The sequence below is a fragment of the Brevibacillus sp. FSL K6-0770 genome, from assembly GCF_038000275.1.
GTDB lineage: Bacteria > Bacillota > Bacilli > Brevibacillales > Brevibacillaceae > Brevibacillus > Brevibacillus parabrevis.
In genome coordinates, this window is the sequence record NZ_JBBOBQ010000001.1 from 2,378,252 (window position 1) to 2,392,956 (window position 14,705).

Annotated in this window: 15 protein-coding genes; 14 read left to right on the forward strand and 1 reads right to left on the reverse strand. The window is 54.4% G+C overall.

Annotation, left to right across the window (positions count from 1 at the left end):
• Positions 1-57: 57 nt before the first annotated feature.
• The 8 genes from NST23_RS11655 to NST23_RS11690 all read left to right on the forward strand — a co-directional run bounded on the left by NST23_RS11655 (position 58) and on the right by NST23_RS11690 (position 5,691).
• Positions 58-861, forward strand: coding sequence for a class I SAM-dependent methyltransferase (locus NST23_RS11655; RefSeq protein WP_173599150.1), 804 nt, complete (start codon positions 58-60; stop codon positions 859-861).
• Positions 845-1,219: a VOC family protein gene (locus NST23_RS11660; RefSeq protein ID WP_122965860.1), complete on the forward strand. Its 375-nt coding sequence runs from the start codon at positions 845-847 to the stop codon at positions 1,217-1,219. The genes NST23_RS11655 and NST23_RS11660 overlap by 17 nt, the downstream gene beginning before the upstream one ends.
• A 1-nt stretch (position 1,220) precedes the next feature.
• Positions 1,221-2,012: a class I SAM-dependent methyltransferase gene (locus NST23_RS11665; RefSeq protein WP_173595776.1), complete on the forward strand. Its 792-nt coding sequence runs from the start codon at positions 1,221-1,223 to the stop codon at positions 2,010-2,012.
• A gap of 121 nt (positions 2,013-2,133) precedes the next feature.
• Positions 2,134-2,310, forward strand: a complete 177-nt coding sequence (locus NST23_RS11670) for a DUF2759 family protein (protein ID WP_122965862.1) — start codon at positions 2,134-2,136, stop codon at positions 2,308-2,310.
• Positions 2,311-2,421: 111 nt separating this feature from the next.
• The gene (steA, locus tag NST23_RS11675) at positions 2,422-3,594 is read left to right on the forward strand and encodes a putative cytokinetic ring protein SteA (protein WP_340963706.1); all 1,173 of its coding nucleotides are present in this window, start codon (positions 2,422-2,424) and stop codon (positions 3,592-3,594) included.
• Positions 3,595-3,603: 9 nt separating this feature from the next.
• Entirely contained in the window at positions 3,604-4,161 is a 558-nt protein-coding gene (locus NST23_RS11680) for a copper transporter (RefSeq protein WP_173599148.1), read from the forward strand.
• Positions 4,148-4,831 (forward strand): glycosyltransferase family 2 protein, encoded by a 684-nt coding sequence (locus tag NST23_RS11685; RefSeq protein ID WP_122965865.1) that lies wholly within the window; start codon positions 4,148-4,150, stop codon positions 4,829-4,831. The genes NST23_RS11680 and NST23_RS11685 overlap by 14 nt, the downstream gene beginning before the upstream one ends.
• A complete protein-coding gene (locus NST23_RS11690; protein ID WP_173599198.1) occupies positions 4,828-5,691 on the forward strand; it encodes a UDP-N-acetylmuramyl pentapeptide phosphotransferase in 864 nt (287 codons plus the stop codon). The genes NST23_RS11685 and NST23_RS11690 overlap by 4 nt, the downstream gene beginning before the upstream one ends.
• Positions 5,692-5,731: 40 nt before the next feature.
• On the opposite strand, the gene NST23_RS11695 is transcribed toward NST23_RS11690, so the two are convergent.
• Positions 5,732-5,992 (reverse strand): DUF2627 domain-containing protein, encoded by a 261-nt coding sequence (locus NST23_RS11695; RefSeq protein ID WP_063226857.1) that lies wholly within the window; start codon positions 5,990-5,992, stop codon positions 5,732-5,734.
• A gap of 173 nt (positions 5,993-6,165) precedes the next feature.
• Between NST23_RS11695 and NST23_RS11700 the strand changes: the two genes are divergently transcribed.
• The 6 genes from NST23_RS11700 (at position 6,166) to NST23_RS11725 (ending at position 14,568) form a co-directional block, all read left to right on the forward strand.
• On the forward strand, positions 6,166-8,241 hold the full coding sequence (locus NST23_RS11700; RefSeq protein ID WP_122965866.1) for a sigma 54-interacting transcriptional regulator: 2,076 nt from the start codon (positions 6,166-6,168) through the stop codon (positions 8,239-8,241).
• Positions 8,242-8,450: 209 nt separating this feature from the next.
• A complete protein-coding gene (locus NST23_RS11705; protein ID WP_063226859.1) occupies positions 8,451-9,542 on the forward strand; it encodes a Glu/Leu/Phe/Val dehydrogenase dimerization domain-containing protein in 1,092 nt (363 codons plus the stop codon).
• 202 nt (positions 9,543-9,744) lie between these two features.
• Positions 9,745-11,166 (forward strand): dihydrolipoyl dehydrogenase, encoded by a 1,422-nt coding sequence (gene lpdA, locus NST23_RS11710; protein ID WP_122965867.1) that lies wholly within the window; start codon positions 9,745-9,747, stop codon positions 11,164-11,166.
• Positions 11,167-11,183: 17 nt separating this feature from the next.
• The gene (locus NST23_RS11715; protein WP_063226861.1) at positions 11,184-12,176 is read left to right on the forward strand and encodes a thiamine pyrophosphate-dependent dehydrogenase E1 component subunit alpha; all 993 of its coding nucleotides are present in this window, start codon (positions 11,184-11,186) and stop codon (positions 12,174-12,176) included.
• Positions 12,177-12,189: 13 nt separating this feature from the next.
• Entirely contained in the window at positions 12,190-13,173 is a 984-nt protein-coding gene (locus NST23_RS11720) for an alpha-ketoacid dehydrogenase subunit beta (protein WP_063226862.1), read from the forward strand.
• A 21-nt stretch (positions 13,174-13,194) separates the two neighbouring features.
• A complete protein-coding gene (locus NST23_RS11725) occupies positions 13,195-14,568 on the forward strand; it encodes a dihydrolipoamide acetyltransferase family protein (RefSeq protein WP_340963708.1) in 1,374 nt (457 codons plus the stop codon).
• Positions 14,569-14,705: the final 137 nt, after the last annotated feature.

Below are 14,705 nucleotides of genomic sequence, written 5' to 3' on the forward strand. Positions count from 1 at the left end.
GTATTCTATAACAAAACCGCCAACGATTGGAATAGAATACAAGCAGGAGGTGGAACGATGGATAGAAGCGATGAAGTAAAACACGCGGTACAAGAGCAATTCGGCAAAAATGCGCAGCAGTATGTAGAAAGCAAGACACACGCCCAAGGAGATGACTTGCAACTTCTGGTGCAATGGCTCGCTCCGCAGACAAGCTGGAAGGTGCTCGACATCGCCACAGGTGGCGGGCATGTCGCCAGGACGCTTGCGCCGCACGTTGCGCAAGTAGTGGCAACGGATCTGACGCGCCCTATGCTTGCAGCGGCGGCACAAGCCAACCAGGCGGAAAAAAACATTTTGTACGTCCAGGCTGACGCGGAGTCGCTGCCGTTTCTGAACGAGTCGTTCGATCTGGTCACTTGCCGGATCGCGGCTCACCATTTCCCCGACCCGAACGCTTTTGTCCGGGAAGTCAGTCGCGTGCTGCGACCGGGCGGCTGGTTCCTTTTTATCGACAACGTTTCCCCGGAAGCAAACGAGCTGGCAAGCTTCGTGAACCTTGTCGAGCAAACACGCGATCCGAGCCACGTTCGCTGCCTTTCTGTCACGGAGTGGAGAGAGCTGCACAGCGCGCATGATTTGGTCGAGTGCAAGCAACGGCTACGCAAAAAGCCATTTGCCTTTTTGCCGTGGGTGCAAAGAACGTCCGAGTCGCCCGAGCAAGAAAAAGCTGTGGAGCAGATGCTGCTTGCTGCCCCGAAAGACATCCAAGCTTATGTAGGATTGCAGATCGAGCAAGGAAGAGTCATGACCTACCAGATTGACGAATGGATGGTCATGTGCCAAAAACAGGGAGGAACACAACATGACACAAACATTTGAATGGGTAGGATTGGATCACATTCAGCTCGCAGCGCCACCGGGAGCCGAGGAGGAGGCGCGGCGCTTTTTCACCGGATTGCTCGGGATGCCGGAAGTGCCCAAGCCGGAAAAGCTTCGGGCGCGGGGAGGAGCCTGGTTTCGCTGTGGAGCGCAGTTGATTCACCTCGGGATTGAACAAGGTTTTATTCCCGCGAAAAAGGCGCATCCTGCCTTTGTTGTGCAAAATATTGAAGCGCTGATCGCCCACTTGGAAAAAGCAGGCGTCCCGCTCCGGCTCGACGACGAGATTCCTGGACTGATCCGCTTTTTCACCGAAGATCCATTCGGCAACCGATTGGAGTTCATGGAGGCGAAGTAGCATGAAAATGGATTTCCACGCGCAGGAAAATAAGGAAAGCTATACAGGCAGAGCGGCAGACGACACATGGGCGAGCACGATGCTCTCCATCGTCGACCCTTTGCAAAAACGGGTGGTCGATCTTGGCTGCGGTGGCGGGATTTACAGCAAGGCATGGGCAAAGCTGGGGGCAGGCAGCGTCACAGGAGTCGACTTTTCGCAGGTCATGCTGGAAGCGGCGCAAAAAGAGTGTGCAGACGAACCGGGCATCTCGTTTGTCCATGGTGACGCCCTGCACACAGGACTGCCGGAGCGAAGCGCGGATATTGTTTTTGCCAGAGCGCTCATCCACCATCTTGACGATCTGAACGGATTTTTCGCCGAGGTGAAGCGCATCCTCGCACCTGACGGAATCTGCCTGATCCAAGATCGGACGCTGGAAGACTGTGCTGTTCCGGCTTCGCCTGAGCACTTGCGCGGCTATTTTTTCGAGCAATTCCCCCGCTTGCTGGAAGTGGAGGCAAAACGGCGACCAAAAGAACAGCAAGTAAGGCAAGCCATGCAGCAGGCAGGGCTGGAGCAAATCCAGATGCGTTCGCTGTGGGAGGTCAGGCGTGTGTATGACGACATCGCTGTTTTGCAGGCCGATTTGCGCTCGCGCAGAGGCCGTTCCTTGTTGCATGAATTGACAGACGGCGAGCTGGAGCAACTGATTTCCGCTATTTCCGCGAAAATGGCGGGACAACAGCCGATTTATGAACAAGACCGCTGGAGCATCTGGATAGGCAAAAACATTTGTGGCACAATAAAATAAAGGAATTGTGAATTTGTTTGTCACAAATTTGGATATGCTTGTCTCTTAATAGGCAAGGCGATATAATAATATTGCCATTGTATTATCGGTTAGCGTCATCATGGTGAAGGAGTTGTCGTACATGAAGATTGTGTTGTTTGATTTCCTGATGTTCGTCTTCACGTTCTTTATTGCTTGGGGCTGTCTTAACTCGATCAAGGCGAAGAACAAATTCGCGATCGGATTTGGCGTGGTTTCGCTGGTAGTATTCCTGTTTGCTGACGGCTTGATTATTTACTACATAACCAAGGGAGCCTAGTCGACCAGGCCAGCGTTTCCGCCAGAAGAGAGGTTGTGCGATACATGCACAGCCTCTTTTTTGCATGCTCCGAGGAAATTTTTAGCATACTAATGGCTGGAGGTGGAAAAGATGGGCAAGCGAAAAAGCCGCGGTTTTCTTACCTATACGGGAGTGATTGCTGCGGATCGAAAAACGAAGCAGCTTTGCAAGCGGCTCCACCCCCACCAGATCGCTGTCATCGATCATCCGGATGTGGATGAAATGGCAGCGCGATCGCTATTGGAAGCGGGAACGCGGGTGATTGTCAATCTTGCCCCTTTTATGACCGGGCAGTATCCAGCCGAAGGAGCGCGATTGTTGCTTGGCGCGGGCGTGGCTTTGTTTGAGGCAGAGTCCGATTCAGCCCAGCCGATCCCGACAGCCTGGGAAGCGTGGGACGGCCAGGATGCCGCGATCCGCGATGGCCGGCTGGAATTGCGGCGAGAAGCGCAATGGGAAATGGCGCTGCCGCTTCGCGAAGTAAGAATGGATGTCGTGGTCAGCAAATGGGCCGAGGCGCAAAGCAGACTGGACGACACCCTTTCTTTATTTATAGATAACACGCTGCTTTACGCGCAAAAAGAAAAAGACTTGTTTCTGAAGCCGCTGCACGCCACGCCGCTGAAAACGCCATTGGAAAAAAAGCATGTCGTGGTCGTTGTGCGCGGCAAGCACTACAGGGAAGACTTGCAGACGCTCTCGTCGTACATCCGCGAATACGATCCCGTTTTGATCGGAGTCGACGGTGGCGCGGACGCGCTGTTGCAATCGGGGTACCAGCCCGACCTGATCGTAGGCGATATGGACAGCATCTCTGATAAAGCTTTGCAATGCGGTGCAGAAATCGTTGTGCATGCCTATGTGGACGGCACTGCGCCGGGGAAAGCGCGAGTCGAGCGGCTGGGGATGGCTCACCACGTGCTGCCTGCTCCGGGGACAAGCGAAGATGTCGCCATGCTTTTGGCCTACGAAAATCAGGCCGAGCTGATTGTGACGATCGGGGCGCATACGAACATGATTGATTTTCTGGAAAAGGGACGCAAAGGGATGGCGAGCACGCTTTTGGTGCGGACGAAAATCGGACCGAGGCTGATCGACGCCAAAGGGGTCAGTCAGCTGTACCAGCCTTCCGGGTCGTGGAAGCTGTGGGGCTGGTGTCTCGCTGCGATGCTTTTGCCCGTTACGGCAGCCTTGATGGTCAATCCGATTGCCCGCCACGCTGCCCAAATGCTCTGGACGCAATGGCGGACATGGGCTTTCTAAGGAGGCGCTATGATTTCTTTCCGGCATCACCTGATTACACTGGCTGCTGTATTCATCGCTCTCGGAGTCGGTATCCTGCTGGGCGGAACAGCGGGACATCCCTGGTTTTCCCAGGGCGCTCAAGAAATTTTGCTGAAAATGGAGGCGAAGTACGACCGGGCACTCAAAAGCAACCAGGACTTGAAGCAGCAAATCAATCGGCTGCTTCAGGAAGTCGAGCAACGCAACGAGGAAGTCGTCCACATGATGGCGATGCGCTACGGCAATGAATTGGGAGGAAAAAAGGTATACGTCTGGCAGGAGGGCGACAAGGAAGCCCGGCCTATTACCCGCTTGATGCACGCCATGGGGGTTGAGGTTGTTCCTTACGAGCAGGGCAAGTCGTGGGAAGACGGTTTGTTGCTCGTCGTTGCCAAGCAGCCGCCGCCATGGCTGCAACAAGGGGCGACAGCAGGGAAATGGCTGCTGGTCGAGCAAGTGCCGGACTCGGTCGGCAAGCAGTGGGCCTTGCTGGAAAAAATGCAGCAGCGACTGACGGAAATGAGGGTAGCGCGTGAAAAAAGTTAGCGTCATCATTCCGGCCTATAACGAAGCAGAGGAGATTGGCGTTACGCTGCGGGCGATTCGCGAACGCTTCTTTTGCGATGAGCTGATCGTCGTGGACGACGGCAGCGAGGATGAGACAGCGACCTTGGCCAAAAAATGGGCAGATACGGTGATATCCCACCCGTACAACCTGGGCAAAGGGGCGGCTGTCCAACTGGGCTGGCAGCACGCGCGTGGCGATGTGATCATGCTTTTGGATGGAGACTTGCGGGAAAGTGCTGCCGAGGCTGAGCATTTGCTCCCTCCGCTTTTGGCTGACGCCTGCGACATGACCGTGGCGATTTTGCCGCCGCCGAAGCAAAAGGCCGGGATGGGCCTGGCAAAAGGGCTCGCTCATCAAGGGATCAAATGGCTGACCGGCTTTGAAGCGCGAGCGCCCTTGTCCGGGCAAAGAGCCATGCGCCGCGACTTGCTGGCCCATCTCGGCAAAGTCGACAAAGGCTTTGGCATCGAGGTCGGGCTTACAGTCGATGCGTTGCGGGCAGGGTACCGCATTCACGAAGTGCCTGTCTTGTTTCAGCATCGGGAAACAGGCAACGACTGGCAAGGCTACGCTCATCGCGGCAAAGAATTTGTGGCAATCGGCAGGACGTTGTGCCGAAAGTGGTGGGAGGGAAAAGCTTGGAGATGAAGGTCGTCCTCGGGCTTGCGCTGGCTCTAGGCTTGCCGCTCGTCTGGCATCGCCCGCTGCTCGCGTTTTTTTCGCGGTTTCTGTTGAACCAGGGCATGACTCGACCCAATTACGCCGGAGAACAAGTGCTTACGGCGGGAGGATTGATGCTCGTAGCAAGCATGCTGCTGACAACAGTCGTCCAGCTTGGTTTTATGAGGTGGCGAGGCGCTTTCAGCCCTGTGCTGCTGCATGGCGTTCTTCTTGCTTGCGGAATGGCGGCAATGGCTTGCTGGGGCTGGATCGACGACCGCTCCAACGATGGCACGACAAAAGGCTTTCGCGGTCATTTTCGCGTCTTGTGGCAAGAAAGGCGAGTGACCAGCGGCATGTGGAAGCTGATCGGCGGAGGGCTTACCGCAGTGGCTGTCTCGCTCTTCCTCACCAGCGACATTTTCGCCTGGCTGGTCGCCTGCGGCTTGCTGGCGATTTCTCCGAACATCCTCAACTTGTTTGACCTAAGACCGGGGCGGGCGATCAAAGTGTATTGGCTGCTCGTCTGCATGGCGATCGCTGTCGGGGTGCTTGCGGCGACGTCAGAGGAGGCGTTGTTTGTCTGGCTGTTCCTGCTGCCGCTTCTCGTGGCCAGCGTCCTGTTGTTTCCGCACGACGCAGGAGGCAGGATGATGCTCGGGGATACCGGGGCAAATGCGCTTGGATTTTCCATCGGCTATTTGTATGTGACGACCGTACCGCTTTTGTGGCAAGTGACATTTCTCGCCGGGTTCGTGACGTTGCAGGTTGCGGCGGAGTTTGTGTCCTTTTCGCGGGTCATTGAACGACAGGCGTGGTTGCGCAGGCTGGATGAGTGGGGGAGATGAGCGGGGCATTAAAAAACAGGCAGATCATTACCTGCCTGTTCTACTCGTCGTCTTCTGGCTCGCGAATCATAAAGCGGGGCTGAACCCGATTTTTTTTTCGTTCATGGTGTAAAATGAAGCCCGCAATAAACAAAATAGGGATGACCAGAGCAAGCACGCCGAGGATCAGTTGACCCCACATGAAACCCACATCGGGTGCCGTGGAATAAAAGAAAGCATCACGGATCAGCTTGATTCCGTACATGGCAATCGCAGCCGGGATGACCATGATTAAAAGGGCAATGACTTTCTGTACGATCACTGGTGGTTCACACCTTTCTCTCTCATTTCTTCATCATAGCGAATGCCTGGTTGCTTGTCCACAAGTCCGTGTGTGCACACGAGCGAGCGCACGTTAGGGAGAAGAGCCTGTCCATCAACGGTTTGTTGCAGTACAATGGTAACGAGTAAGATGAAAAGTGAGGGGTCTAGCGCATGCACAAGCTGCTTATAGTAGGTGCTGGACGAGGCGGAACGGCTCTGTTGCGGATGCTGAACCAGATGGACAGGCTGAAAATTGTAGCCGTAGTGGATCATCGGCCTGACGCTCCCGGAATTGCCCTGGCGAAATCGTTTGGAATCAAGGTCGATACGGATTATCGGCCTTATTTGGACGACGAGCTGGACGTCATTTTGGAAGCGACGGGCGACTTGAACGAATACGAGCACCTCAGGCAGCTAAAGCAGGACAAGACGGTGCTCATCCCAGGGACCTTTACGAGAATTGTCATGCGGCTCATTCGCGAGCGTGACAAGCTGATTGCCGTCATGATGCAAAACCAGCGGGAGCGGGAAACGATGCTCGACTCCACGCACGATGCGATTATCGGGGTCAATCGGCAAGGCATTATCACGTTGTTCAACAAAGCGGCAGAACGCTTGATGGACATTGAAGCAAGCGAAGTGCTGGATACAAAAGTATCCGAGCGTATACCCAACACCAGACTACATATTGTATTAGAGACGGGCTGTCCTGAACTGAATCAGGAGCAGATTTTGCCCAATCAGACGAGAATCATTACGAACCGCGTTCCCGTGCGAAACGACAAGGGAGAAGTAGTGGGAGCCGTAGCGATTTTCCGCGACATTACCGAGGTCATGGCGCTGGCGGAGGAAGTGACCGATCTGAAAGAATTGCAAAGCATGCTGCAAGCGATTATTCAGTCTTCCGACGAAGCGATTTCTGTTGTGGATCAAAACGGCATCGGTCTGTTAATCAACCCGGCCTACACGAGACTGACGGGGCTTTCGCCGGACGATATTATCGGCAAGCCGGCTACAGTCGATATCTCCGAAGGCGACAGCATGCACATGCAAGTGTTGAAGACGAAGCGGCCTGTCAGGGGCGTGCCGATGAAGCTCGGCCCCAAGCGCAAGGACGTCGTGGTGAACGTCGCTCCGGTCGTGGTTGATGGCGAGTTGAAAGGCAGCGTCGGGGTCATTCACGACGTATCCGAGTTCAAGCGGCTGACCGAGGAACTGGAAAAAGCGAGACGGATCATCCGAACGCTGGAGGCGAAATACAGCTTCGCAGATATTATCGGCTACAGCGAACAGATGAAAAGCGCCATCGAGCAAGCAAAAAAGGCGGCGTTGACGCCAGCCACCGTGCTGCTGCGCGGCGAATCCGGCACGGGTAAGGAACTGTTTGCCCACGCGATCCACAACGCGAGCGAGCGCAAGTACAACCAGTTTATCCGCGTCAACTGCGCAGCGATCTCCGAAAGCTTGCTGGAGAGCGAGCTGTTCGGCTACGAGGAAGGGGCTTTCACGGGTGCGAGGCGTGGCGGCAAGCGCGGATTGTTCGAGGAAGCAAGCGGGGGCACGATATTTTTAGACGAAATCGGTGAGCTGTCCATGGGGATGCAGGTCATGCTTTTGCGCGTCCTGCAAGAGCGCGAAGTCGTCCGGGTCGGCGGTACGAAACCGATCAACATCGATGTCCGGGTCATCGCAGCCACGCATGTGAATCTCGAAGCGGCGATAGGAGCCGGGAAATTTCGGGAAGACTTGTACTATCGCCTGCATGTGGTGCCCATCCACATTCCTCCGCTCAGACAGCGCCTGGAAGACATCAAGCCGATTGCGATGTACTTGCTGCGCAAGGCGAATCTGGAATACGGCCGCAATGTCGAGGAGCTGCACGAAGAAACGTTGCAAATGCTGTTGTCCTATCATTGGCCGGGCAATGTGCGGGAGCTGGAGAACGTTCTGGGCAGGGCGATGATACATATGCGCATCAATGAGCGCACCATTTTGCCTGAGCATTTGCCCCCGCTGGAGCGGAAAATAAGCCATGCCCGCCAGGAAGCAGAAGTGACGGCAAGCTCCACAGGAAAAACATTGAAGCAAGCGATGGAGGAAGCAGAACGTCAGCATATCATCCGGGAGCTGGCTGCGGCCAAAGGGAACCGGACCGTGGCGGCGAAGCGGTTGGGAATTGCCATTCGCAGTTTGTATTACAAGATGGAAAAATTGGGAATCATGGATGAGCAGGAAGAAAGAAATTGAGCGTGCAATTTTTTGCATGCAAATTCCTGCGCGACCATGCAAAAACATGCACACTTGACGGATGGAGATTTCATCCACGTCCCTAATAATAAAGCGCTTTCAAAATGCGGAGGGTGTTGGCATGACTTTTGCATAAACTGCTTGACGGGAAATTCTCCACACGGAGCCCACTGTTAACCCAGAAGAATGAGACTAGGGAGGTTTCTTCATTGAACATCTTTGACTACATGCAAAAGTACGACTACGAGCAACTGGTATTTTGCCAAGACGAAAATTCCGGTTTGAAAGCAATCATTTGCATTCATGATACGACACTCGGACCAGCATTGGGCGGCACGCGCATGTGGCCGTACAAAACCGAAGAAGAAGCGATCATCGACGTACTGCGTCTCGGTCGCGGCATGACTTACAAAAATGCTGCTGCTGGCCTCAATATTGGCGGCGGTAAAGCCGTGATCATCGGAGATCCGCGCCAGCATAAAAGTGAAGAGCTGTTCCGCGCATTTGGCCGCTACATCCAAGGTCTGAATGGCCGTTACATCACAGCAGAAGACGTAGGTACGACTGTTGCTGACATGGACATGATCCACCTGGAAACAGACTACGTAACAGGCGTTTCTCCTGCATTCGGCTCCAGCGGCAACCCGTCTCCGGTAACAGCTTACGGGGTATATCGCGGTATGAAGGCATCTGCGAAGCTCGCTTTCGGATCTGATTCCTTGTCCGGCCGTGTCGTTGCTGTACAAGGTGTAGGAAACGTGGCATACAACCTGTGCCGCCACCTGCATGAGGAAGGCGCACACCTGATCGTAACCGACATCAATGAAGAAAACGTAAACCGCGCTGTCAACGATTTCGGAGCAAAAGCAGTTGGCGTCAACGACATCTTTGGCGTAGAGTGCGACATCTTCTCTCCTTGCGCGCTTGGTGCGATCATCAACGACGACACCATTCCGCTGTTGAAAGCAAAAGTAATTGCCGGTGCGGCGAACAACCAGCTGAAAGAAGAGCGTCACGGCGATCAAATCCACGAAATGGGTCTGATCTACGCGCCAGACTATGTGATCAACGCAGGCGGCGTTATCAACGTGGCTGACGAACTGCAAGGCTACAACCGCGAGCGCGCCCTGAAAAAAGTAGAAACCATCTACGACACGATCTTGAAAGTGTACGAAATTGCTGAGCGCGACGGCATGCCATCCTACAAGGCGGCTGACCGCATGGCAGAAGAGCGCATTGCCAGCGTGGGCAAATCCCGCAACACTTTCCTGCAAAACGGAAAAACGGTTTACCACCGCTAATCGTTCCTAAATGAAACCATTCCCCTGCTCCCGCTCTTTCTTTTTCTCGATGAATGGGCGGTCAGGGGGTACATATCCTCTGTTCTTAGAATATTCTCATTCTCATAAAAACGTAGGCAAACGCCACAAAAGAGCAGCAACCAGCTTTTTCGACTGTCTTCGCCAATGCGTGAAGGCGCTTCTATGAAAGGAGAGCTCAAGCATGTCACAAGAATTTGATCTGGTCGTTCTCGGTGGAGGAACCGGCGGCTATGTAGCAGCGATCCGTGCGTCCCAGTTGGGAATGAAAGTCGCGATTGTGGAAAAAGAAAAGCTGGGTGGAACGTGCCTGCATCGCGGCTGCATTCCGTCCAAAGCGCTTTTGCGCAGCGCAGAAGTATTTTCGACCTTGAAGGAAGCGGACAAATACGGTGTATCGGCAGGCGCGGTTGGCTATGATTTCAGCAAAATCCAGGAGCGCAAGCAAGGCATTATCGACCAACTTCATAAAGGGATTCAATACTTGATGAAAAAAGGCAGCATCACGATTTTCGAAGGCTTCGGCCGCGTGATGGGTCCATCCATCTTTTCGCCGCAAGCAGGTGCTGTCCGCATTGAAAAAGAAAACGGCGATCAGGAAATGATCGTGCCGCGCTTTTTGCTGCTCGCGACGGGTTCCCGCCCGCGTACGCTTCCTGGGCTGGTCATTGACGGCTCTTATGTAGTGACGAGCGACGAGGCACTCCAGTGGGAACAGCTGCCGAAGTCGGTCGTGATCGTCGGAGGCGGCGTGATCGGAATCGAGTGGGCGTCCATGCTGAACGACTTTGGCGTCGATGTGACGATTGTCGAGTACGCAGATCGCATTTTGCCATTCGAAGACGAAGAAGTGAGCAAGGAACTGGCTCGCTTGCTGAAAAAACGCAAAGTCAACATCGTCACAGGGGCGAAGGTGCTTCCCGAGACGCTGGAAAAAGGCGAGGGCAAAGTCAGCATTTCGGCTGAGACGAAAAACGGCGTCGACCGTTTTGAAGCAGAAAAAGTTCTCGTCTCGGTAGGCCGCCAAGCCAATGTAGAAAACATCGGCCTGGAAGCGACCGAGATCAAGATCGAGCGTGGAGTCGTCGTGGTCAACGAACATTTCCAGACGGCAGAATCGCATATATATGCCATTGGCGATGTGATTGGCGGCTTGCAGCTGGCTCACGTTGCTTCGCACGAAGGAATTTTGGCTGTCGAGCACATGGCTGGGCTGAATCCGCATCCGCTCGATTACACGAAGGTTCCCAAATGCACGTACAGCCGTCCGGAAGTGGCGAATGTCGGCTTGACGGAAAAAGAGGCGCGCGAGCAAGGCTTTGAAGTAAAGGTAGGCAAATTCAGCTTCAAGCCATTGGGCAAGGCACTGATCCATGGCGAGAATGACGGCTTTGTGAAGTTGGTCGTTGATGCCAAAACGAATGATTTGCTAGGGGTTCACATGATCGGTACGCATGTGACCGACATGATCTCCGAGGCGGGCTTGGCCCGGGTACTGGATGCGACGCCATGGGAGATTGGACAGACCATCCATCCGCATCCTTCTCTCTCAGAGGCGATTATGGAAGCGGCATTGGCCGTCGATGGAAAAGCGATTCACAATTAGCAAGGAGGGTATCCACAATGACAACCAAACGGCATGAACAAGTTGGTTTGACAGATGCGCAAGTTCTGGACATGTACTATTACATGCTGCTCGCGCGAAAAATTGACGAACGCCAGTGGCTGTTGAATCGGGCGGGCAAAGTGCCATTCGTCATTTCCTGCCAGGGTCAGGAGGCAGCACAGGTAGGAGCAGCTTTCGCTCTGGAGACGGACAAAGACTTCTTGTGCCCGTACTATCGCGATCTCGGCCTGGTGCTGGTATTTGGTCAGACTGCCCGCGACTGCATGCTCTCCGCTTTTGCCAAGGCAGAAGATCCGAACAGTGGCGGCCGCCAAATGCCTGGTCACTTCGGCGGTAAAAAATACAACATCCTGACAGGTTCCAGCCCGGTTACGACCCAAGTGCCGCATGCGGTGGGCATGGCCTTGGCAGGCAAAATGCAAAACAAAGATTTTGTCGTGTACACCTCTTTCGGGGAAGGCTCCAGCAACCAGGGGGATTTCCACGAGGGTGCCAACTTTGCGGGCGTGCACAAGCTCCCGGTCATCTTTTTCTGTGAAAACAACAAGTACGCCATCTCTGTTCCATTGAAGAAGCAACTGGCTTGCGAAAGCGTGGCGGACCGCGCTCTTGGTTACGGCTTCCCGGGTGTCAGCGTGGACGGCAACGATCCGATTGAAGTGTATCGCGTCATGAAGGAAGCTGTTGATCGCGCTCGTCGCGGTGAAGGAGCAACCTTGATCGAAGCGGTCATGTACCGTCTGGTTCCCCATTCGAGTGACGACGACGACCGCGTCTATCGCACGCGTGAAGAAGTCGAAGAAGCGAAGAAAAAAGATCCGTTGATCGTTTTCGCGGCTTACTTGAGAGAAATCGGCTTGCTCGATGAAAATACAGAAGCGGATATGCTGGCTCGTGTGCAGCTGGAAGTGGACGAAGCGACCGAGTATGCGGAAAACGCACCATATCCGACACCTGAATCGACATTGACTCACGTATACGGGAACTAAGGGGGGATCTTTCATGGCAGTCATTTCGTTTATTGATGCGATTACGATGGCGATGCGGGAAGAAATGCGTCGCGATCCCAATGTGTTTATTCTTGGAGAAGACGTAGGGGTACGCGGTGGCGTATTCCGTGCGACCAATGGATTGATTGATGAATTTGGCGAGGAGCGCGTGATTGATACTCCGCTGGCTGAATCGGCGATTGTCGGGGTAGGGATCGGGGCGGCTGCTTACGGCATGCGGCCGATTGCGGAAATCCAGTTTGCCGACTTCATCATGCCAGCCGTGAACCAGATTGTCAGCGAAGCGGCGAAGATGCGTTACCGTTCCAACAACGACTGGAATTGCCCGCTCACGATCCGCGCTCCATTCGGCGGCGGCGTGCATGGCGCTCTCTATCACTCGCAGTCGGTGGAAGCGATGTTTACGAATATCCCTGGGCTGAAAGTGGTGGCTCCGTCCACCCCTTACGATGCAAAAGGCTTGCTCAAAGCGGCGATTCGCGACGAGGACCCGGTTCTCTTTTTCGAGCACAAGCGTTGCTATCGCCTGATCAAAGGCGAAGTGCCTGAGCACGACTATGTCCTGCCGATCGGAAAAGCGGACGTCAAGCGTGAAGGTACGGACATTACGGTTATTTCTTACGGACTCGCCCTGCACTTCTGCCTGCAAGCAGCCGAGAAGCTCGCACAGGAAGGTATCAGCGCGCATGTTCTCGACTTGCGCACCTTGTACCCATTGGATAAGGAAGCGATTGCAGAAGCTGCCTCCAAGACCGGAAAAGTGCTGATCGTGCACGAAGACAACAAAGAGGGCGGAGTCGGCGGAGAGGTGGCGGCGATCGTTGCCGAGCATTGCCTGTTCGATCTCGATGCTCCAATCAAACGTCTGTGCGGACCGGATGTACCTGCAATGCCGTACAGTCCTCCGATGGAGAAATTTTTCATGCTGAATCCGGATAAAGTGTTGGAAGCAATGCGCGAGTTGGCCAACTTTTAAAGGCGAGGAGGACCACAGGTCATGGCAACGAAAGTACTTATGCCCCAACTGGGTGAGAGTGTAACCGAGGGGACTATCAGCAAATGGCTGGTCAATGTTGGCGATACCGTCAAAAAATACGATTCATTGGCTGAAGTGACGACGGACAAAGTGAATGCGGAAGTTCCTTCTACCGTATCCGGTCGGGTAACGGAGATCGTGGTTGCGGAAGGAGAAACTGTAGCAGTCGGAACGTTGATTCTATATATCGAAGAAAGTGGCGGAGGATCGGCGGAGCAAGCGAGTCCGGCAGCTGAGGCGGCTACCCCAGCTACACCTGCCGCGGCAGCCAGCCAACCGAGCGCAGCGCCTGCGGTGGCAGCGATCTCGGTGCCATCTGCTTCTGCCGCTGCTCCACAGGCAGCTGGAAACGAAGGGCCTAAGCAACGTTATTCTCCTGCTGTGATGAGGCTTTCCCAGCAGCATGGCATTGATTTGTCTCGCGTCGCAGGTACGGGTGCGGGAGGGCGCATTACGCGCAAGGACGTGCAAGCAATTATTGATGCAGGTGGTCAAAAACCTGCTGAACCAGTAGTGGAAGCTGTTGCCCAAGCGCCAGTGGCGGCAACGCCTGCGCCTGCTGCGACAACCCCTGCACCACAAGCGACCGCTGCTCCAGCTGCGACACCAGCAGCTTCAATCGACATCCCGGTTGCCAGCGGCGATCAAGTCGTTCCGGTGACGCCTATCCGCCGCACGATCGCCAGCCGCATGGTGCAGAGCAAGCACGAAGCTCCGCATGCCTGGACGATGATCGAGGTGGACGTAACCAATCTGGTCAACTTCCGCAACCAGGCCAAATCCGAGTTCGCCAAAAAGGAAGGGCTCAATCTGACTTTCTTGCCGTTCTTTATCAAGGCGGTCGTGGAAGCGCTGAAAGAATTTCCGATGATCAATTCCACCTGGGCGAATGACAAGATCATCGTGAAAAAAGACATTAACATCTCGATCGCCGTTGCGACAGAAGATGCCCTGTATGTGCCTGTCATCAAGGATGCCGATCAAAAATCGATCCTCGGCATCGCCAAGTCGGTGGACGATCTGGCTGCGCGCACGCGTGCTGGCAAGCTGACGATGGACGACATGACTGGCGGTACGTTTACCGTGAACAATACCGGATCTTTCGGCTCTGTTCTGTCCCAGCCGATCATCAATGCACCGCAGGCAGCGATTCTCAGCGTGGAATCCATCGTAAAACGCCCGGTTGTCATCAATGACATGATCGCGGTACGTTCGATGGTAAACTTGTGCATGTCTTTGGATCACCGCGTGCTCGACGGGCTCATTTGCGGACGTTTCCTGCAAAGCGTGAAGCAAAAGCTGGAGAGCATCGGACCGGATACCAAGCTGTACTGATTTTGCCGAAGTACGGGTTATGCCCTGCAACCAGGTCGAAGCAGACCTGGTTTTTTGCTTGATAAAAATTTTTGAGCAATTTCTTTGTTGGCTGTAACTTTTTCGCGGGCGACATCGTCTTAGCAATAGTAGCCAAG

Bases quoted from the DNA above. Each gene is read 5' to 3' on its own strand.
- NST23_RS11655 (WP_173599150.1), top strand. From the start codon at position 58: ATGGATAGAAGCGATGAAGTAAAACACGCGGTACAAGAGCAATTCGGC.
- NST23_RS11660 (WP_122965860.1), top strand. From the start codon at position 845: ATGACACAAACATTTGAATGGGTAGGATTGGATCACATTCAGCTCGCA.
- NST23_RS11665 (WP_173595776.1), top strand. From the start codon at position 1,221: ATGAAAATGGATTTCCACGCGCAGGAAAATAAGGAAAGCTATACAGGC.
- NST23_RS11670 (WP_122965862.1), top strand. From the start codon at position 2,134: ATGAAGATTGTGTTGTTTGATTTCCTGATGTTCGTCTTCACGTTCTTT.
- steA (WP_340963706.1), top strand. From the start codon at position 2,422: ATGGGCAAGCGAAAAAGCCGCGGTTTTCTTACCTATACGGGAGTGATT.
- NST23_RS11680 (WP_173599148.1), top strand. From the start codon at position 3,604: ATGATTTCTTTCCGGCATCACCTGATTACACTGGCTGCTGTATTCATC.
- NST23_RS11690 (WP_173599198.1), top strand. From the start codon at position 4,828: ATGAAGGTCGTCCTCGGGCTTGCGCTGGCTCTAGGCTTGCCGCTCGTC.
- NST23_RS11700 (WP_122965866.1), top strand. From the start codon at position 6,166: ATGCACAAGCTGCTTATAGTAGGTGCTGGACGAGGCGGAACGGCTCTG.
- lpdA (WP_122965867.1), top strand. From the start codon at position 9,745: ATGTCACAAGAATTTGATCTGGTCGTTCTCGGTGGAGGAACCGGCGGC.
- NST23_RS11715 (WP_063226861.1), top strand. From the start codon at position 11,184: ATGACAACCAAACGGCATGAACAAGTTGGTTTGACAGATGCGCAAGTT.
- NST23_RS11720 (WP_063226862.1), top strand. From the start codon at position 12,190: ATGGCAGTCATTTCGTTTATTGATGCGATTACGATGGCGATGCGGGAA.
- NST23_RS11725 (WP_340963708.1), top strand. From the start codon at position 13,195: ATGGCAACGAAAGTACTTATGCCCCAACTGGGTGAGAGTGTAACCGAG.